This is a genomic window from Acinetobacter sp. 228, from assembly GCF_048147885.1.
Genome location: NZ_JAYWYV010000004.1, coordinates 154,324 through 175,367 on the forward strand (window position 1 = coordinate 154,324; position 21,044 = coordinate 175,367).

Genomic DNA, 21,044 nt, shown 5'->3' on the forward strand with positions numbered 1-21,044 from the left:
CTTATTGTGTTAATCTAAGTTTAAATCCCGTCTTTTATTGCCAGTAAAATACACTATGTCAGCACAAGAAAAAGAAACCTCGAACAGCCTGTATCGCCAATGGCAAATCTTGTCGCGTCTTTCTACCGGCAAATGGATGGGAACACGTGAATTACAGGAAATCCTGAATCGCGAAGGTATCGATATCAGTCTGCGTACCATTCAGCGTGACCTGAACCAGATTGCGCAACGCTTTCCAATTGAAAGTAGTAAGACCACACCACAAGGCTGGCGTTGGCGCTCAGATGCGCCACTGCAAAGTTTGCCGCATATGACCAGCTCGCAAGCCGTCACCTTTATGATGGTCGAAGAACATTTAAAACACCTGCTGCCACCGAGCCTGATCGAAGAAATGAATCCCTGGTTTGATCTGGCGCGACGCAGTCTTTCCTCCCAGAACAATGTCCGGCAATGGATTAATCGCGTGCGTATTGTTCCAGCTACCCAGCCACTGATTCCACCTGTTGTTGATAAAGCGGCTCAACAAGCCGTGTATGAAGGCCTGTTACAGGACAAACAACTGGAATGTGTGTATCAGGGTCGTGTTCATAACAGCGAAGAAAAAACCTATATTCTCAATCCTCTGGCCTTGGTGCAAAAAGGTTCCATTATCTATTTGGTATGTACCCGTCATGACAAGTCCGATATCCAGACTTTTGCCCTGCATCGCTTTAAATCTGCCGTAGTACTGAATTCACGTGCCTTGCATCCGGTGAATTTTGACATTGATGAATATATTGATTCTGGTGCACTGGGTTTCCGGGTGGATTTCAATCAGCCTACTGAGAACGTCACGCTTAAATTAACCATGTCGGAAGCAGATGCACATTATCTGGAAGAAAGCCAGCTTAGCAAAGACCAGAAAATTGAAAAAATAGATAAGGGTATGGCATTAATCACAGCCACCGTGCCATTTACCTCACAACTGGTCTGGTGGCTGCGTAGCTTTGGTAAAAAGATTAAACATATTGAACCGAGTATTGTGGCGGATGCAGTCAATCAACGGGATGAGGGGAATCCTTAGCCAGGGTTTCATCGAGATTTTATAAAAATTAAAAATAAAAAAGCCCCCAAATTGGGGACTGGAGAATTATACTTATATTTTTGTAATTATTGTGGTGATCTGTCGCTGTGCCCACCTGCCTCTCTTTGGTACCCTGAGATTCAGGTTGGATGAAAGTTCGATATTTAAAAATAACTGAGACATGAGCAAGCCAGTTCAGCAGTATTAAAGCGAATGGACTTTTTGGTCATGGGATCAAGCTCCTATATAATAGTGGATAAACCAACTATAAAATTATCGCTCCATCTTGTGAAATAAAGAGAATATCTATCTTATGCAGATTTTTTCTATAGGAATTTTTCAGTAATGTTTATCAGCAATCGCTGTGGAATCATTGCATCGCTTGGTAGGGTTTTCGGCAAGTTTATAAAATTGAATAACAATTCTCTGCTTGTATAAGATAACGGGCTCTGCACATCATAAAGCCCTGTAGAAGTCGAAATAGGGACTTAATTTTACAATGGCTAACCCTGCGCAATTAGTACGTCATAAACTGCTTAATACGTTTTTTTCCCGCCATTCGGTCTGGTTTGCCTGCATTCTGATAGCAGTGATTTTTACCACATTCCATATCGGTTATTCGCCGCGTTATATCTATTATTTCATGCCGCAAACTTTGGTGAATACCCTGTGGATTCTGAGTATTCTCCTCAGCCTATTGGGTTTGTATGATGTACTGCAAAATAAGCATTCTATTCTGAAAAATTACCCAATTATGGGACATTTCCGCTTTATCTTTGAAGAATTCCGGCCAGAGATTCGTCAGTATTTTATTGAAGCCGACCGCGATGCACTGCCTTTTTCCCGCATGCAACGCAGTCTGGTGTACCAGCGGGCGAAAAACGAAAACTCAGATAAACCTTTCGGCTCGATATTGAATGTTTATGAAGATAATTACCGCTTTGTCAGTCACTCTATCACCCCCTGTAAAGTTGCCGATCCGCAGACTTTTCGTATCCTGATTGGGAATGAGCAATGTACACAGCCATTTTCAGCGTCTATTTTAAATATTTCAGCCATGAGCTTTGGCAGCATGAGTGCCAATGCGATACGTGCACTTAATCTCGGCGCTCAAAAAGGTGATTTTTTTCATGATACAGGCGAAGGCAGTATCAGTCCCTATCACCTGGAATATGGCGGTGATCTGGTCTGGGAAATTGGCAGTGGATATTTTGGCTGCCGTACTTTAGACGGACAGTTCGACCCGGAACGTTTTGCTGCTCAGGCCAAATTACCCCAAGTCAAGATGATTGAAATCAAACTTTCGCAAGGCGCAAAGCCTGGACATGGTGGCATTTTACCTAAAAGTAAAATATCGGAAGAAATCGCACAAATCCGGGGCATCAGCCGTGATCATGACTGCGTTTCACCTTCTAGCCATCCGGCATTTAGCACCCCAATTGAAATGATGAATTTCATTCAACAATTACGTGAACTTTCCAACGGAAAACCAGTCGGTTTTAAGCTGTGTCTGGGTCAGCCTTGGCAATTTATGAGTATTGTAAAAGCCATGTTACATACCCAGATTTACCCGGATTTTATCGTGGTCGATGGATCTGAAGGTGGAACCGGTGCTGCACCAATTGAGCTAATTGACTATGTCGGCGCACCATTACGAGAAGGTTTACTGTTTATACATAATACCCTTGTTGGTGCAGGATTGAGAGATAAGATCAAAATTGGTGCAAGTGGTAAAATTATTAGTGCATTCGATATTGCAAGCACGCTTGCCATTGGGGCGGATTGGGTGAATTCCGCCCGTGGTTTTATGTTTGCAGTGGGCTGTATTCAGGCACAAAGCTGTCACACCAATCAATGTCCGGTTGGAGTCACCACCCAGGACAAAGATCGCCAAAAAGCACTACATGTACCAACCAAGGCAGAACGTGTCTTTCATTTTCATAAAAACACCTTGCATGCTCTGTCCGAGCTGATTGCATCTGCGGGTCTCAAACATCCTTCAGCCATTAAGGCGCATCATCTGGCGCAACGTGTGAATAGTCACGAAATAAAAAACTTTGCACAGATTCATTTTTGGTTGAAAGAGGGAGAATTATTGTCTTGTGAAAATAAGGATGATGAAAACTTCTACTTCCGGATGTGGAATTTGGCCAAATTAGAACAATTTTAAATCAACAAAGTTAGAAATAAAAAGGCGTTCTAAAAAACGCCTTTTTTTTACTTGAATGTTTAATCTTCACTCTATTAACAATAAATTAATAATAAGTTTTACTGCCATGGGCATGTAGAAAGGCCGGAATCAAGCCTGTTAATGCAGCACGAATGTCTGCACGCTCATTGATTAACTGATGTGAACCTTCTTCCAGCATCAATAAGGTCTGGAGCCGGAATTTACGCCGGATAAATTCAATATTATAGCGCCAGTCCACAGTCTGATCTTGCGCACCCTGCGCCAGCCAGACCGGAATACGGCAAGCAGGTCGCGCTTCCATTTCCAGCATCCAGCGCGACATCGCCAGAATCCAGTCCATGCCCATCATCCGCGGTTGTAATGGATCTTTAAGCCGGATAAAACGCAGAAATTCCGGATTATGATTATTGCGTCTGAAATGTCGGGGAACTTCACGTTTGATGCGGCTAATAATGCCCAGCCCCACCGAATTATGCCACCAAGCAGTTTTGGCAGGTCGAATCAATGGTGATAACAGCAGAACCCGTTCCACAAAAGGATTTTCGCGACGCTGTGCAAATTCCAGTAAATGATGCATCCAGATCGCACCGCCGGTACTTTGTCCGATCCCCACCCAAGGTTTAGGTAATTGTGAGGCGTGCTGTACATAACGCTGTACTGCATGCAAAACCTGCTGATAGTGATCAAAATTCTGAATGCTGGCAGATGAACCATCACTCAGACCATGTCCAGGCAGATCATAGGTCAACACACTAAAACCCTGCTCCAGCAGCTCTTTTACAATCGGCTGATAAATACCACTATGTTCCAGATAACCATGCAACAGAAAAGTGGTTCCCTGAATCTTGTCAAAGCGGGTATTTTCCAGATTGGGCTCAAACACCTGTACATGCAGCCTGAATAATGGCATCTGCACATAGCCCTGCCAGTGTTTGCAGTCCAGCAAATCAAAACCATAAAGTTTTCGATAGGACTGCAAATCAATTGGCGGTTGATCACTACGATTCAGGTTCAAAGGTGGCAAAAGCTGTGGGGTAATGTCCCGACTGGGAATAGGTAAATCCAGCTGTTTCAGGATAGTGGGATTTAAAAATGGGATATCAGACATTATGGCACCTCCCGACAATCACTGGATCCAAACCACATATCGCGCAGGGTCGCCAACATTTCATAATTGGCTCGACGACTATGATCATAATTTTGCGCACTTGGACGCCATCGTGTCAAAGGCTTTGGCATCGGTGCTTCTACCGGAATGGTTTGTATGCCATTTAAAGCAAATAAACGGCGGGTACGCGGCATATGATAACGATCAGTAATCAGAATCACCGTCGGGGCTCCACCTTTCTTTTGTAATAATAATGAACTAAAACGGGTATTTTCACAGGTATTCATACTGCGATCTTCCAGCAATTTGGCATCGACCCCATGGTTTTTTAGCCAGCGCTGCATATACGGGGCTTCAACCCCACTCAGAACAATCGGCAATTCATAATGCTTCTCTACTGCCAGCGTGGTTTCCAGACGTAGTCGCGTATAGTTATTCACCACAATTTCCTTGCCCTGCTCATCCAGGGTTAAACCACCACCCAATACCACAATGGCATAAGGCTGGGAGCTATTCACCGGTTTAACCTGTTGCTGATCTTGTAGTAAAGCCAAGTCCTGCCGGATTTCTTCTCCATCAGACGCCTGTACCGAACTCGCTTCACCCTGCTCAAGCGGATGCGTCGTCAAAAACTCCATATATTGCTCAATACGTTCCTTGTTTTCGCTACTGTCCCACTCCAGTAATTCCCGGACATTGGCTGTCGGATCGACTGGCTCTGCAGCTTCCTGCGAGGACAATAACGGTACTTGAGCAGGCGGGTTTTGTTCTGTTTTCTGATCTTGCTGCTCGCGCTGATAATCTTCAATTACTTTCTGTAGCGCTTTATAGCGCGCCTGAATCAGCATCAGATTAGCCGAGTTATTTTGCTGGATATCCTGCTCCATCACTTTCAAGTAGGCCTGACGGGCAATCCATAAGTCAGACCCGGGTTCCAGATTTTCATGCTCGCTTAACGCTGCCATTTTCTGGCTTTGTGCCGCGACTTCATTCAGCTCTAGCGATACAAACTGGTTTAAACCCCTGACGATCAGTTTTGAGTAAAAAGGCGTATAGATAAACACCATTAGACAGCCGCATAGCACAAACAGTCCAGTGACTATTTGTAGCAAACGTATCATCCAATGGGTGTTTTTCATGTTATTCCTCTTCCTGATGAGAACGGATTAATCCATTCTGATCGAATAATACAGGTTCAGGTTCCAGCATCAGATTGAATTTGCTCCAGACCGACTGCTGTACCGCACGATACGTTTTACGGACATCGGTGAGAGAGGCCTGACCATAATTCACCAAGACCAGCGCCTGTTTATGAAACATACCAACAGGCCCCAACTGTTTACCCTTCCAGCCTGCCTGGTCAATCAACCAGCCCGCTGCCAGTTTAACTTGAGCATTGGCTTGCTGGTAATGGGGTAAATTCGGGAAAGATGCCGCAATTTGGTCAAAGACCGCCTGATCAACCAGCGGATTTTTAAAGAAGCTGCCCACATTCGGGAATTCTCGTGGATCAGGCAATTTGCTCTGACGAATCTGGATGACCTGCTGTTGTAGATTCTCTGCTGTGAGCTGATCACCGACTGCGGTTTTCAGATCACCATAATTCAGCTTCAAATCTGGCTGCTTAAGTAATCTAAAAGTCACATGGCTAATCACATAACGGTTCGGATCATCTTTAAAAATACTGTGTCGATAGGCAAACTGGCAATCAGCAGCGCTAATCGAAGCAAACTGTTTGCTCTGACGATCGTAAACTTCGACAGAATCGATAAACTCGCCCACTTCGACGCCATAAGCACCAATGTTCTGGACCGGAGAAGCACCCACACGCCCAGGAATCAAGGCCAGATTCTGCAAACCATATAAACCTTGTGTCGTGGTCCAGAGCACGAATTCATGCCAGCCCTGTCCAGCGCCCACACGTAAACGTTGCGATTGATCATCAGCATCCAGCATCTCGATGCCCTGAATATTCATATGCAAAACCAGCGCATTAATCTGCTCCGGCAACAACATATTGCTGCCGCCTGACAGAATCAGCACATTTAGTTGCTGCTGTTCAGCAAAATCCAGTGCAGCCAGCAGATCTGCAGTCGATTGAATATGGGCATAGTGTGAAGCCACGGCTTCTAAATTTAAGGTATTAAAAGGTTTAAGTTGAACCTGAGTTTGAATCTGCATCGCTTAAACCTTGTGTAAATTCTGTTTAAAAATCTCAATCCATGCCCGGCTGCTGGACTCGCACTGATCTAGCACCCGCTCAAAACCATCCGCTTCGCCATAATAAGGATCGGGCAGAGCCTGTTTCGGATAAAGCTGATCATGCTCACTCATCAATGCCACTTGTGCACGTATATGATTAAACTCGTCTTCAGCCAGACGCTGTATGTTCCTGATATTGGACAGGTTCTCCAGATCCATCGCCAGAATCAGGTCATAATCAATAAAATCATGCAGCGTCAGTTGACGTGTACGCAGAGCTGAAAGGTCATAGCCACGTTTCAGTGCATGCTGCTGGCTACGCAGATCTGGTGCCTTGCCCGGATGATAATTACTGGTTCCGGCAGAATCGACAATGATATTGAGTTGCTGTTCATCACAATAATGTCTGAGTACAACTTCTGCCGTGGGAGAGCGGCAAATATTTCCCAAACAAACACATAACACCTTGTATGGCGTTCTGGATGACATAAACAACCTCAGAGCTACTTCATTTTAAGGATTCTTATGTTAAGTTATTTATATACTGATTCCTATCTTACAACCATAGAATAATCTCGTATTTGCAATAAAAAAATCAAGGATATCGCCATGAATCGTTTTCAGTTTCAAACCGTCCCCAATATTATTGCCGGACTCGGCACGATTCAGGAATTATTGAAAATTCTTAAAAATGGCCGCTATCAACGTCTTCTGCTGGTCACCGATCCCGGCATGCTCAAGCAGCAATTACATCTACCAGTTCTGGAGATGATTGAATCTGCCGGACTGGATTATGTGATTTATTCGGAAGTTCAAGCCGACCCACCTGATACCGTAGTGCTTGAAGCGGCGGCCTTTGCAAAAAAGGAAAAAATCGATGTGGTACTGGGTTTTGGTGGTGGCAGCTCGATGGATGTGGCCAAACTGATTGCGATTCTGGCACATCCCCAGCAGAATCAGACACTAACCGATCTGTATGGCGTCGATAATGCTACCGGACCGCGTTTAGCTTTAATTCTGGTTCCAACTACCGCTGGAACAGGCTCCGAAGTGACGCCAATTTCAATTGTGACCACAGGTGAAACCACCAAAAGCGGCATTGTCGCCCCGATTCTCTATGCCGATATCGCCATTCTGGATGCCACCTTTAGCCAGCATCTGCCGGCACAGATTACTGCCGCCACCGGCATTGATGCCATGGTGCATGCCATTGAAGCCTATACCTCAAAACACAAGAAAAACCCTTATTCGGATATGCTGGCCAAACAGGCCCTAAGATTATTAAATGCCAATTTGCAACGGGTGCTGCAAGATGGCAATGACTTAGAGGCCCGTCAAAATATGCTGGTCGGCTCCATGCTGGCCGGACAAGCCTTTGCCAATGCACCGGTAGCCGCCGTACATGCACTGGCCTATCCGCTCGGTGGACATTTCCATTTGTCACATGGACATAGCAATGCTTTGGTACTGACTGAAGTCTTAAAGTTTAATGCTCCGGCAGCCAAACAGCTCTATGCCGAATTGATGACCTGGTTAGATCCACATAGTAAAGGTTGTCATGATGGCCTGACCGATCTGTTTATTGATCATTTTAATAATCATCTGATGCAAAGCGGTTTGACCCTAAAATTAAAGCAGCTCAATGTACCGGAACATATGCTGCAGGTCATGGCAAAAGATGCGATGCAACAAGGCCGCCTGTTGCAGAATAATCCACGTGAACTCAAGGTGGATGATGCTTATCAGATTTATCAGGCCATCTACGCCTAAATCAATTTCCACCTAAGCCTTATCTAGCTGAGGACTGAATACTGATGAAAGCCACGATCAAGCAACGCGAGCACTATACATTTTTCTTGCCCATTCAAACCCGCTGGGCAGACAATGATTTATACGGTCATGTCAACAATGTGACCTATTACAGTTATTTTGATACCGCAGCCAATGCCCTGCTGATTCAGGAAGCCGATTTTGATCCGAAATATTCCCCTATGATCGGACTGGTGGTCAGCTCCAATTGTCAGTTCAATCAGGAACTGTCTTATCCGGAAATTATTGAAGTTGGCGTAGCCATTGAAAGCATGGGAAATTCATCGCTCAGCTATGATCTGGCTATTTTTAAACGCAATTCAGATACAGCGGCTGCACAAGGCAATTTTGTTCATGTCTTTGTCGATCGCGAGACACGAAAAAGCACCCCGATTCCAGTCGAAATGCGGGATGCTTTATCTCGATTTGTGATGCCTTAAAGCCCTGTCTATTTCAGCTGAATATTTTGCAGTTCACCATCAAATTGCTGTAACAGATCGCGTACTGCCGGTTCAGCATGCAACAATTCTTCGGCACGTTTAAAAGCACGCGCCTTACGCTGATGCTGCATGGTATACGGCGTGAGCTGATCCACATTTTCAAATTTCACCTGGAAGTGTGTTTGCGGCCATTGCTGTTGTAAGGCCGCTTCCAGATGATGTTGCAACTGGGTCAACAGCTGCTGGTACTGCTCAGGAATATGGAAAACAGATTCACCATTAATCTGGCCGCTCATGACGCCATACTGCGCCAGTTCCTGAACTGCCGGAGAAAGCTGACTATTACGGAACCAGTATTCCCATTTTTCTACGCTCCACTCGCCTTCTAATGCTTGCTCAGGTATTTTCAGAATATCCTGTGGCATCAGATTCTGGGTATTGGCTTCTTGGGCAATAACATCCGGGGCAATTACCTGTGCCGTGGTTTGCACTGGAGCTTTCTCTTCAGTAACAGGCTGATTAATCAATTCCTGCGCAAGTTCCAGTTCCGGCGCAGCCAGACTAAATTCCTCATCAGCAGACATGATGTTTTGTGCTGGCTCAGCAGGAATGACGGCATCTGCAGGAATAAACTCTTCAAGCAGGAAATCATCCGAACTGTTGCTAGTAGCCGGTGCTTCTGGAGTATTCTCGATTTCATCAAAACCAAATAAGCCTTTGTCGTCATTTGGATCAAAAACAATTTGATCACTAGACCGCACTTCTTCAATCACTGTTTGAGTTACTACAGGCTGGACAGGTTCAGGTGCATTGATGCTGGTGGGCTCGTCTTCATCGAGAAAATCATCCGAAGAAGGCTCAGACGCTGATGCGACATCAATCTCCTCATCCGTCCCATCATCCAGAGAGAAATCATCAAATACCGGTTCTGCCTCCAATGATTGTGTTTCTACTGATTCAGATTGAAGTTGTGTCTGAACAGGTTGCTGTAGGTGTGTTGTATGGGTTGTTGCCTGTTGCGATGCAGTCTCCTGCATTACTGGAATTTCACTTGGTTGTAATGGACGGAAAGCCAGTAAGCGTAGCACCGTCATCTCAAAGCCTTGTTCCTGCGTAACTGCAAGCTGTAAATCGGCACGACCCTTACAGGCAATTTGATAATACAGTTGCAGGTCCTGAGCAGAAATCAGACCGGATAATTGCATGATCTTTCGATTGATCTCTGCACTGTATTTCAGGCTCAGATCTGGCAGGTACTGCAATAAAGCCAGTTCATGCAGTGTCGAAATCAGCTGGTCTAGAACCAGTGACACATCCAAAGCTTGCTGACGGAACTGTAGCAATAACTGACTGACTTGCGCTTTCTGATTCTGGTGAATCGCCAGAATCAGATCATAAATAATGGTACGGTCAATCAGTCCCAGCATGTCTTTAACATCCTGATGCTGAATCGCTCCCTGACCATAGGCAATCGCCTGATCGGTCAACGACAAGGCATCACGTAATGAACCTTGCGCAGATTCAGCAATCTGCCAGATGGCATCCTGATCAGACTGAATACTTTCTTTGCTGAGAATATGGCCCAGATGTTCGGTAATTTCATCGACTGCCAATGGGCGCAAGGTAAATTGCAGACAGCGAGAAATTACGGTAATCGGTAGTTTTTGCGGATCGGTGGTTGCAAACAGGAATTTGACATGTTCCGGCGGTTCTTCCAGCGTCTTTAACAGCGCATTGAAAGAATGCGTGGACAGCATGTGCACTTCATCGATCAGGTAGACCTTGAAGCGTCCTTGAGTCGGTGCATAAGGAACATTGTCGAGCAGCTCGCGGGTATCTTCCACCTTGGTGCGTGACGCCGCATCAATTTCAATCAGGTCAATAAACCGACCTTCATTGACTGCGGTACAGGTCGCACAGACTTCACAAGGCGTCGAGGTAATACCGGTCTCACAGTTCAAGCACTTCGCCAAAATACGTGCAATCGTGGTTTTTCCGACACCACGCGTTCCCGTAAACAAATAGGCATGATGCAAACGGCCACGTTCGAGCGCGCTGGTTAAAGCACGAGAAACGTGGTTTTGCCCCACCAATTCATTGAAATTACGAGGACGGTATTTTCGCGCAAGTACTTGATACATGTATGCTCCTTTTTACAGGTCTAAGCATACTGTTTTTTTATGAAATAGTGAAATGAATGCCGGTTTATAAAGAATAAAAATCCCTTGATCAAAATCCTTGAAAAAGGGATATAAAACAAAGATTTTTTAAAATCAGACGGATTCAAACAGGATAAAGTCACTTTGTATCTGGTAGCGTTTGCCTGTTTGATCTTCACGAATTTCCAGAACATGCTTTTTCAGATCGACATACAGCAGATTTCGGGTATCGACATTCAGCAGTTCAATCTTTTGTTGTGATTCATCCTGAAACCGGATCTGCCCGCTCATCGTTTCAATTTCATTATGACCACTTAAACTTTCACGCTGTAAAGTAAAGGTCTGATCTTCATTCAAGGTCAAGGCCACTGCCATACCTGGACAATCTTCACAACTTGAAAAGCATCCCATACATGGCGTTGTGCCCTGATAATTTCCCACCCATGCAGGTAGCTGCACCTTGGCTTCAGCGACAGTATTTGTAACTGATTGATTTTGATCCTGACAACCAAATAAAGCACCGGTTACCACCAAAGGAATCAATATCACTTTCTTCATGATTTCATTTCACAGAACTGGAATTCGCCACAAAATAGCACATTTTAAAGGATGGATTAAGTCCTGGATCAGGGTGATCTAACGCCAGCCTTTGCGCCCGGTCAGTACCGCATCCGCACAGCGTAAGGTTTCCTGAGTCAAACCCCAAAGACGGTAGTCTCCGGTCAATGAACCTGTAGGAAAGTTATGTGTATAGGCAAAACTTAAACCACGCTCAGGATCGCACCAGGCACCAGAGCCATTAAAACCCATATGACCAAAACCTTTAGAGGCTTTTCCTAAAGTGAGAACACGGTGATAACCCAAGCGCCAGTGCATCGGTAAAGGCATAACCCGATCTCTTGTTTTATATTGCACCTGACTAAGTTGCTGGAATACCTCAGGCGAAATGAATTGTTGATCTTGCCATTCACCACGATTCGCCAGCATGGCATAGATTCTAGCCAGACTCTCTGCGGCAAATACTCCATTAGCAGACGGAATAATGGCCTGTAGACCCTCATTACTAAAGAAACTGAAGTTCTTCATGCCCTTAGGAATCATGCCATCCTGAAAATCCTGTGGACTCTGACCACTCCATACCAAGGCTCGTTCCATCAGGCTTGGTTGCCTTGACACAGTTTTTTTCGCGGTCTGGGTTTGAGACTTGGTTATTTTAGGCTTTAAAATGGGTAAGGCCACCCGAGCCAACTCATTCGTCGGTACGCTAAAATAAGCACCATTTAATTGTAATGGCTTTACCAGATATTCCTGCATCAGTTCACCCAGTTTTTTACCAGTCGCTTTTTCCAGTACACCACCCACCTGCCAACCAAAAGTCAGCGGTTGATAGGCTGCATCGGTTGCAACCTGAAATCGTGGTTCCGCTACCGCAATCCGGTCCAGCATATGCGACCAGTCGGCCATTTCAGTGGCATCATCAATCATATTACGGATATCAAACAATCCGCTTTGATGACTCAGCATATGCGCCAAAGTAATATTTTCTTTACCCTTTTGTGCAAATTCAGGCCAGTATTCTGCAACCGGTCGATCATAATCCAGATAACCTTGACTGACCAGAATATGCGCCAACGTCGCCAGTACGCCTTTGCCGGTGGAATAACATAGCGACATGGTATCGGGTTGCCAGTTTTCAGTGACAGACTTTTTACCGGTATAAATATCGACGACCTTTTGTCCCTCAAAATATACCACCAGCGCTGCACCACCCTGTTCGGTACGTGCATCCTGCAAACGGCTAAACTGACGGGCAAGGTCACTGAAACTCTCATCGACATTGCCCTGATAATTATGCTGATCAGCAAACAGATAATCTTTAATTGGCTGCATCATTCTATCCATAGAATATTGATCCCTTAAAATGAAAAAGCCTAAATCGGGTTTAGGCTTTTGATTCAGATTTAAATCGCTTTGATATGACCGGTGACATGCGGTTTTTGATTCTTACTGCTTCGTATCAGAAAATCTGTATCATTCGCTGCCTGCGCGGTCAGGAATTCAACTTTAGATGGCAAGTACATCGGTAACTTGAACCAGACATCAGCTTCATAGGCATCTGGCAATGACAGATTCGCCAGTGCTTTGGCCTTGCTCCACATGCCATGTGCAATTGCCTGTTTAAAGCCAAAGGCTTTCGCTGTGACTGCATGAATATGGATCAGGTTAAAATCACCTGAAGTCATAGCATAACGACGACCAGTATTTTCCGAGATGTTCCATTCATTGTTCAGCTTAAATTCTGATGCCTTACTTTCTGCAGGTTTAGCAGTAGCTTTACCATTAGTCTTTTGACGTGACAGATAAGTCGTTAATCCTTCAACCACCACTTCATTACCTACTTTGACTGTAGTAATGAAATCAAATTGCACACCTTTATCATGCGGCTGCAATTCGCCAAACTTACATGACAGCGTCAAAGTCTCATTCACACCGATTTTACGGTATTGCTTGACCTGATTACGGATATGTACCAGTCCCAAAATCGGAAACGGAAATGCTTCTGAAGTCATCATGTGCATTTGCAGACTTTGAGATAGCACGGTCAAATAAATAGCTGGAATATAACCATTATTTTTAAAGCCACATACTTCATTATAGGCTTTTAAATGTTTCTGATCGACCTTGAATGAATCCACCACATATTCAACTTGCGGCAGAACTTTTTCAGCTTTCGGCTTTTTAAAAATCAAGCCTTGAATCACTTTTGGATAGGCTAAATAAGGTTTTGGAAGTTGACTAAAATGGCGCGTATTCATACTGAACCTTTGGAAATATTATCTTTATAAAGTGACCTCTCCTGAGCATACTTCAATCATTGTATGAAAGTGAAGCACTGGAGAGGTTTTGAGAATTCTTGGAATTTTCTCTTTAGAATTTTAATCTCCCTGAATTCCCCTTTAAAAGGGGGCTTCTCCTCTCTTTAAGAGAGGTCGGGAGAGATTCCATTAAGCCCCTAATAGGCTTTGACCACAGACACGAACCACGTTGCCATTTAAACCTGTTGAAGCCGTAGAAGCAAACATGGCAATTGTTTCTGCAACATCTACAGGTAGACCACCTTGGCTCATTGAGTTCATACGGCGGCCTGCTTCACGGATTGCAAATGGAATCGCAGCCGTCATTTGTGTTTCGATAAAGCCCGGTGCAACAGCATTAATGGTTATACCATTTTTTAAGGTTGGTGCTGTAAATTTCACCACACCAATCACACCCGCTTTAGACGCTGCATAGTTGGTTTGACCCAGGTTACCTGCAATACCTGAAATTGAGGATACACAGATAATGCGACCATTGGCATTTAGACCATCGTTGGAGATTAAATAGTCATTTACACGTTCAATGGCAGACAGGTTGATGTTAATCACCAGATCCCATAGCTCAGGCTTCATATTGGCCAAAGTCTTGTCACGGGTGATACCGGCATTGTGCACAATAATGTCCAGACCGCCTTGCTCAGCTGCTGCCGCTTTGATTTTCTCACCTGCATCTGCAGCAGTAATATCGATGGCTAAAGTTGAACCGCCAATTTCACCGGCTACACGGTCAAGGTCCGCTTGCTGCTGCGGAACATCCAGACAGATAACATGTGCGCCATCACGTGCCAATACATGAGCAATCGCTTCACCAATACCACGGCTCGCACCGGTCACTACAGCAGTTTTACCCGCTAATGGTTTAGTCCAGTCCACATCCACTTTTTCAGCAGGTGAAACACGGATCACCTGACCAGAAACATAGGCAGAACGTGGAGAAACTGCAAAACGTAAAGCAGACTCAAGGTTTGCTTCAGCACCGGCATCTACATAGATCAGGTTCGCTGCAATACCCTTTTTAAACTCTTTACCCACAGATTTTACAAAACCTTCCAGTGCGCGTTGAGCAATTGACTGACTGACTGATTTAGCAGTTTCAGGCGTAGTCCCCACAATCACGACACGGCCAGAACTTTGGATTTGACGCGCAATCGGGTTGAAGAAATCATAAAGTGATTTTAACTGTTCTGAATTTTCGATCCCTGAAGCATCAAAAATAACGACCTTGAATTTTGATTCTTTATCGCCCGGGTTAAATGCACCCAGATTCAGTCCAGATGCTGCAGCTGCCTGTTGCAACTCAGTATTATTGCCTGCATAGCTATTTGCATGAATATTTGCCAGAACCTGAGCAATAGCACCCGTTAATTGACTTGCTGGTGCTGCGCCCAATAATACTGCACCTTTTACCACTGGCGTAGCAGACTCAAAACGGTCTAAAGAAGTTGGGGATGGTAGACCCAAATTTTTAATGACAAATTTACCAATAGGAGATTTTGCAAAAGTTTGGTACTGATCAGTCATGTTTATTATCTCTCATACAAATTAATTTTTGGTTGATCTAAAGTTATCCTTAAACTTCAATATGATGCCAGACACTTATATTTCAACAGATCCACCAGATTCTGCCCAATCATACTTGAGATAATAGGCAGATGACTTGACCTGAGCGCAGTCTGTAATGTCATTGTAGTCAATACAGCCTATCTTCTTCTGTGCTAATGTAAGCGCCAAGAAGATGATCTATTTGCCTGGTCAAGCCTTATGAGCAAAACAACTCAACAAAATCCAGCAGTCGAGAACCCTGCGACAGAAACTGTGTCAAAACCATCAACGCGTGCTAAGCGTAGCACTAAAAATACTGATACAGTGAATCCAGCAGAAAAAAGTCCGGCTAAAACCACGCGTACACGCAATACGGCTACACGTGCCCAAAAAATGACTTCAAGCCAACAAGATTCAAAATCTATAACACAAACTTCTGTTCAACAGGTACCAAACATGAGCCAAAATACAGTTCGCCGCGTTGCGATCATCGGTGGTAACCGCATTCCATTTGCACGTTCAAATGGTGCTTACTTTACGGCATCCAATACTGATATGTTCACAGCAGCCCTGAACGGTCTGGTTGAGCGTTTTAATCTGCAAGGTCAACGCTTAGGGGAAGTTGTTGCCGGTGCAGTTCTGAAACACAGCCGTGATTTCAATATGACCCGTGAATGTGTACTAAATACTGCTCTTGCAGCTGAAACGCCTGCTTATGACATTCAGCAGGCCTGTGGTACTGGTTTGCAGGCGGCATTTCTGGTTGCCAACAAGATTGCCTTAGGTCAAATCGAAGTGGGCATTGCAGGTGGTGTGGATACAACTTCCGATGCGCCAATTGCTTTTGGTGATGGCCTACGTAAAGCACTGCTTGAGCTGAATATCGCGAAAACTGCAAAAGACCGTCTAAAAGCACTGACCAAGATCAATGTGAAAGACCTGATGGATGCACCAAAAAATGGTGAACCGCGTACAGGTCTGTCTATGGGTGATCATCAAGCGATTACCACACTGGAATGGGGAATTTCCCGTGAAGCACAGGATGAACTTGCTGCATCTTCACACCAGAAAATGGCTGCAGCGTATGAAGAAGGTTTCTTTGATGACCTGATCACGCCATTCTTAGGCCTTGAGCGTGATAACAACCTGCGCCCAGACTCTTCAGTTGAGAAGCTGGCAAAACTTAAACCTGCTTTTGGTAAAGGTGATGCACGTACCATGACGGCGGGTAACTCGACGCCGCTAACAGATGGTGCTTCTTGTATACTGCTCGCTTCTGAAGAATGGGCGAAGGCAAACGGTCATGAAGTGCTGGCTTACCTGACTTTCCAGGAAACTGCTGCTGTTGATTTTGTCGAGAAGAAAGAAGGCTTGTTGATGGCGCCAGCTTATGCTGTACCACGTATGCTGGAACGTGCAGGTCTTAAACTGCAAGACTTCGACTATTATGAAATTCATGAAGCTTTTGCATCTCAAGTATTATGTACTTTAAAAGCTTGGGAAGATCCTAAATTCTGTAAGGAGCGTTTAGGTTTAGACGCTCCACTGGGTTCAATTGACCGTGCAAAACTGAACGTAAAAGGCTCTTCACTTGCTGCTGGTCACCCGTTTGCAGCAACTGGCGGTCGTATCATTGCTACAGCAGCAAAACTGATTAACCAGAAAGGTTCAGGCCGCGTACTGGTGTCGATCTGTGCCGCAGGTGGTCAAGGTGTAACGGCAATTATTGAAAAATAATCCGTTGACCAATCCAATTAAAAAGCCCCTCAAATGAGGGGCTTTTTTTATGTTTTAGCGATTTGGCATTGGATTATTTTTAAAATATTCATCCACTTTGTTCCACGGTGCAGTCGATGCTACATCTTTCACCATATTCTGGTTTATCTCCTGCCCCTGACAAAGCGCACTGTCCGGCGTTAAATGGAAAGCATTCACATTTGGATCCATATAAGGAATTGAGCCAGGACGGCGCTGGAAATAGAAATTCAGCCAGTCCACCATGGCTTCAAAACCATGTCCTGCCATTGCCCATGCACTGTTATGCCCGCCCCAATGATGTCCGAATTCATGTGCAATAATACGATAGCCAGATAATCTATAGTGGCCATAGAACAACCAGGTATCTACTCCTAATACTGCTCCACCTCCCAGACCACCACCCATATTCGTCACGCCAAGATTAATTTCATTACGGTTAAGAATTTCTCCATAGATCCGGACATAATCTTCTGGCTGAAAGAAACCGTTCGGTCCTTCTACCTGACCATCATTGCCAAAAAAGTCGTGTCCCATGACAGATTTATGGTTAAACCATAAGGTTTCAAATTCTGGAGTACTGAGCATATAGGCCAGGTTGGTCATCATCATGACCCATTCCCGGGCATAGACCGGCGTAATACGGCACCATTTATTTGGCTCATTATAGGTGCCGAAATAAATTTTCCATTTGGCTTTAATCTGGTTCAGCTTTTTGACGTGCTCATCGGTTTCAGAGCTAATTTTCAGATCAAAAATATTACTTGGGTTTTGCGTGGTCTGACTCAGACCTGCCAGCTGGATCGAGCCTGTGCCATCAAGCAACGGGAAACGGGATTGATCGGTCAACTTGAGATCAAAATTTGCCTTCGAAAATGGCGTCAACTGATCCAGCTTAGCCAGAATTACCCAGTCTTCTGAGTTTTTAATTTTGGCACGAATCTGCAAATCACGTACAGGCACAGCACTGTAGCTTTGCAATTGCAGGCGATTGCCATTCAGTGTTGCCGATAAAATCTGGTCCATATAGACATGACGCTGGCTGCTATTGGTCAAGGTTTCCCATGATTCACCATCCTGTAAAACACGGCTTCTCTCGCGTGCCTGAGATTCGGTCAAGATCACAGGTGGACTGAGTTGATTCGATTTATTCTGTTGCAGGGTCAGCATTGGCAGAATATAAATTTTCTGATTGGCCATGTGTAATAGATTCTGACCATAAATATAAAGATCGCTGGCCTTGGCCAGTCGACTGCTCTGATTTTGCCCTTTTAAAATACAATCTCGGAAGGTATCTATACTTTTATTGGGTAAGATAGAGTCAAGATTAAAGGATTTTTCCTTGTAACTTTCTACAGTGCCATCATTCCGTGACACATAGACCAAGCCATCGTTATGGCGATGCATGACTGCCGACAAATTGGTTTCTGTTAAAATGGGCGCAATATTATTTTCATTTTCCTGAATCTGATTGATATCGTGGACATAGGTCATACCATCCGGCAGGCTGGTATACAGATAATCACCTATGACTTCCATGCGTGCATTACAGTTGCGTGCACAGCCCGGCAAGCTGAGCCGTGCAAATTTCTGCGCTTTTAAATGGTTTTGCGCCGTTACATCACTTTGACGCCACACATTAATGCGGCCTTCAATATCAGGCACATAAACGTAACGATCATCGGCAGTCACTGCATTGCTATGTACCAGCGCATAATTAAGCGCATCGCCCCACCATACACCTGTGCCGAGTGCCATAATGAAGCTCGGCTGTTCACCACTAATATCTAGAATATCAATTCGGTTTGAGCCATAGTTGGCCACATATAAACGCCCTGCATGAATTTCCAGATCATTCAGACTGTCCCATTTTTTGGCCAGACCCGAAATTTTCATAGGATCTATAGAGCTCAGTGCACGTTTTTTTCTTAAGTCATAACGTAAAATATTCGATTCTGCCTGGCTGTTGGCAATATAAAGAACATCGCCCTCTACCACCATGGCGGTAGGATTCCAGCTGGTCAGACCAAAATTTCCTGCGCTTAATTCTGAACCTATATCCAGAACCTTAAACTCTGCAATTTTGCTCAGCTGCTCTCCCGTACCTGGTGTTATCACTGAATCTGGTCCTGTTGGCTGTGAGGTACTGCTATCGCTTCCTCCGCCTCCACATCCAGAGACCAATAATCCAATGAATACTGACAAGACCGTATACCTAAACAACATTAAATTCCCCAATAATTTTAAAAATTAAAATAAAAAATCAGAGTCTTATAGCTTAATTTTCAGTAGGGTTCGAGCATAAAAAATGAGGACCTGATCAAGTCCTCATCGCTGAATATTTCACCTTTGGCATTTTCCCTAAAGGAGTCTGAACTGTGTGGTATTTTTTATGGCTTATGTGATGATGAGATTTTCCGATAATCCGGCTCTAGCCCCAGCCTGGCTTCTAGATGATCATAAATCCACTGGAAGATAAAGGTATATACGAGGATACAAAGGGTTAAAGCTAAGTCCAGCAAAAAAGCTTGACCCAGACTCATGTGTAAGGCATAAGCCACCATTGGAATAGTCGCTAGCATCAAACCGCCTTCGAAGCCAATTGCATGGGCAATCCGCACTTTAATAGTCCTTTTCAGGCGATGTTTCGCTTCAAACTTTTCAAAATAATGATTAAACAGCATATTCCAGAGTACTGAAGTCACAGCCATAGCAATCCCGAGAACGCCTGTTACCTCAAGGGGCATATGCATTAATGTACTTAGCAGTACAGCGATCACGACCAGTAAAATACCTTCATATAAGGTGGCATGAATCAGTCTTCTTTTGGTAATTAACATATCAAATCAGCTTAATTCATCAGAGAGTTTAGAAATTATATTTCATTAAACCTGATTATTCGAGTTAGAATCTATCAATAAAAATGAAAGGTTGAGCTATGAATGTTAATCAGGAACAACTGCTGATGTTCAAAACTGTGATGGAAACCGGTTCTTTCTCTGCGGCTGCGCGTCAACTGGGGAAAGTACCTTCAGCAGTCAGTATGGCGATTGCCAATCTGGAAATTGACCTGAATCTGGAGCTGTTCCAGCGCTCAGGCCGTGAACCTAAACCGACCCCGCAGGCACAGGTACTGTATGAGAAAACCCAGCAATTGCTGGTAGAAATGAACCAGTGGAAACAGCACGCTCAAGCCTTAAGTTCAGGCCAAGAATCTGAACTGAATATCGTGGTGGTATCAGAATTGCTGCATACGCGCTGGACCGATTATATCGTCTTGCTGGAACAGGAATTTCCCTCACTGCAAATCAATGTCTTTAGTGCACCTCAGGAAGATGCACATCGTATGCTCTTTGAAGGTTCAGCACAGCTGGCCCTGATGTTTGAACGCGAACAACTGGAAACCCGTGAACAGTTTGTGGAAGTAAAGCGTGAGGTGCTGGTCGCTGTAGTCGCCAAACAGCATCCCTTAAGTCAGTTTGCTCAAGTCAGCTATGAACAGATTTTGCAAAACAGGCAGATTGTGGTGGCCAGTCGCGATCGCACCATCAAGCCAGAACTGCTCTTTTCAAGAAATTACTGGCGCACCGACAACCATCACTCGGCTTGCAGCATGATTCAGCAAGGACTGGGCTGGGGGGTTCTGCCACTCGAGATGCTGAATGAGCAGCCACATTTGCAAGATCAGTTACAGGTTTTAAACCTGCTCGATTTCACGCCAAAGTTTGCATATTTTGTTGATCTGGTCTGGAGCCGGGAAACCCGACTAGGCACAGCTGCTCATTTTTTGATTGATCACTTGCGCAAACAACGTCAAATCGGGCATTAATCACAGAAATTCAACGACAGTCTACTTGGTTAACCGGCTATTTATGATATATAAGAATGCATAAGCAATA

The 21,044-nt window shown here is 44.6% G+C and carries 17 protein-coding genes; 6 read left to right on the top strand and 11 right to left on the bottom strand.

Features of this window, described 5'->3' with window-relative positions; genetic code table 11:
- Positions 1-55: 55 nt before the first annotated feature.
- Positions 56-1,063 carry a WYL domain-containing protein gene (locus VXQ92_RS04815; RefSeq protein WP_144723808.1) on the top strand — a complete coding sequence of 336 codons (1,008 nt, stop codon included), beginning with the start codon at positions 56-58 and terminating at the stop codon, positions 1,061-1,063.
- Positions 1,064-1,562: 499 nt separating this feature from the next.
- On the top strand, positions 1,563-3,233 hold the full coding sequence (locus VXQ92_RS04820; protein WP_159138317.1) for an FMN-binding glutamate synthase family protein: 1,671 nt from the start codon (positions 1,563-1,565) through the stop codon (positions 3,231-3,233).
- 85 nt (positions 3,234-3,318) lie between these two features.
- Here VXQ92_RS04820 and VXQ92_RS04825 read toward each other — a convergent pair whose 3' ends face one another.
- Genes VXQ92_RS04825 through VXQ92_RS04840 form a run of 4 tightly spaced genes read right to left on the bottom strand, consistent with a single transcriptional unit; the run spans position 3,319 to position 7,053 of the window.
- A complete protein-coding gene (locus VXQ92_RS04825) occupies positions 3,319-4,362 on the bottom strand; it encodes an alpha/beta hydrolase (RefSeq protein WP_416680664.1) in 1,044 nt (347 codons plus the stop codon).
- Entirely contained in the window at positions 4,362-5,501 is a 1,140-nt protein-coding gene (locus VXQ92_RS04830; RefSeq protein ID WP_416680666.1) for an ElyC/SanA/YdcF family protein, read from the bottom strand. The genes VXQ92_RS04825 and VXQ92_RS04830 overlap by 1 nt, the downstream gene beginning before the upstream one ends.
- 1 nt (position 5,502) lies before the next feature.
- A complete protein-coding gene (gene murB, locus VXQ92_RS04835; protein ID WP_416680668.1) occupies positions 5,503-6,543 on the bottom strand; it encodes a UDP-N-acetylmuramate dehydrogenase in 1,041 nt (346 codons plus the stop codon).
- A 3-nt stretch (positions 6,544-6,546) separates the two neighbouring features.
- Positions 6,547-7,053, bottom strand: a complete 507-nt coding sequence (locus VXQ92_RS04840) for a low molecular weight protein-tyrosine-phosphatase (protein WP_416680670.1) — start codon at positions 7,051-7,053, stop codon at positions 6,547-6,549.
- A gap of 120 nt (positions 7,054-7,173) precedes the next feature.
- Between VXQ92_RS04840 and VXQ92_RS04845 the strand changes: the two genes are divergently transcribed.
- Positions 7,174-8,334: an iron-containing alcohol dehydrogenase gene (locus VXQ92_RS04845; protein ID WP_416680672.1), complete on the top strand. Its 1,161-nt coding sequence runs from the start codon at positions 7,174-7,176 to the stop codon at positions 8,332-8,334.
- Positions 8,335-8,378: 44 nt separating this feature from the next.
- Positions 8,379-8,813 (top strand): acyl-CoA thioesterase, encoded by a 435-nt coding sequence (locus tag VXQ92_RS04850; RefSeq protein WP_416680673.1) that lies wholly within the window; start codon positions 8,379-8,381, stop codon positions 8,811-8,813.
- Positions 8,814-8,821: 8 nt separating this feature from the next.
- On the opposite strand, the gene dnaX is transcribed toward VXQ92_RS04850, so the two are convergent.
- The 5 genes from dnaX to VXQ92_RS04875 form a co-directional block, all read right to left on the bottom strand.
- Entirely contained in the window at positions 8,822-10,954 is a 2,133-nt protein-coding gene (dnaX, locus tag VXQ92_RS04855; RefSeq protein WP_416680675.1) for a DNA polymerase III subunit gamma/tau, read from the bottom strand.
- Between the two features lie 132 nt (positions 10,955-11,086).
- Positions 11,087-11,530, bottom strand: a complete 444-nt coding sequence (locus VXQ92_RS04860) for a copper resistance protein NlpE N-terminal domain-containing protein (RefSeq protein WP_416680676.1) — start codon at positions 11,528-11,530, stop codon at positions 11,087-11,089.
- Between the two features lie 78 nt (positions 11,531-11,608).
- On the bottom strand, positions 11,609-12,874 hold the full coding sequence (locus VXQ92_RS04865; RefSeq protein WP_416680677.1) for a serine hydrolase domain-containing protein: 1,266 nt from the start codon (positions 12,872-12,874) through the stop codon (positions 11,609-11,611).
- Between the two features lie 59 nt (positions 12,875-12,933).
- A complete protein-coding gene (locus tag VXQ92_RS04870; protein WP_416680678.1) occupies positions 12,934-13,788 on the bottom strand; it encodes a MaoC family dehydratase in 855 nt (284 codons plus the stop codon).
- A 189-nt stretch (positions 13,789-13,977) separates the two neighbouring features.
- Positions 13,978-15,369: a 3-oxoacyl-ACP reductase gene (locus VXQ92_RS04875; protein ID WP_416680679.1), complete on the bottom strand. Its 1,392-nt coding sequence runs from the start codon at positions 15,367-15,369 to the stop codon at positions 13,978-13,980.
- Positions 15,370-15,609: 240 nt separating this feature from the next.
- Between VXQ92_RS04875 and VXQ92_RS04880 the strand changes: the two genes are divergently transcribed.
- On the top strand, positions 15,610-17,127 hold the full coding sequence (locus tag VXQ92_RS04880; RefSeq protein WP_416680681.1) for an acetyl-CoA C-acetyltransferase: 1,518 nt from the start codon (positions 15,610-15,612) through the stop codon (positions 17,125-17,127).
- A gap of 54 nt (positions 17,128-17,181) precedes the next feature.
- Here VXQ92_RS04880 and VXQ92_RS04885 read toward each other — a convergent pair whose 3' ends face one another.
- Together VXQ92_RS04885 and VXQ92_RS04890 are read right to left on the bottom strand one after the other, a co-directional pair.
- Positions 17,182-19,371: a hypothetical protein gene (locus VXQ92_RS04885; RefSeq protein WP_416680683.1), complete on the bottom strand. Its 2,190-nt coding sequence runs from the start codon at positions 19,369-19,371 to the stop codon at positions 17,182-17,184.
- Positions 19,372-19,535: 164 nt separating this feature from the next.
- Entirely contained in the window at positions 19,536-19,985 is a 450-nt protein-coding gene (locus VXQ92_RS04890) for an AceI family chlorhexidine efflux PACE transporter (RefSeq protein WP_064096540.1), read from the bottom strand.
- A 98-nt stretch (positions 19,986-20,083) separates the two neighbouring features.
- Between VXQ92_RS04890 and VXQ92_RS04895 the strand changes: the two genes are divergently transcribed.
- The gene (locus VXQ92_RS04895) at positions 20,084-20,974 is read left to right on the top strand and encodes a LysR family transcriptional regulator (RefSeq protein WP_416680685.1); all 891 of its coding nucleotides are present in this window, start codon (positions 20,084-20,086) and stop codon (positions 20,972-20,974) included.
- Positions 20,975-21,044 lie beyond the last annotated feature (70 nt).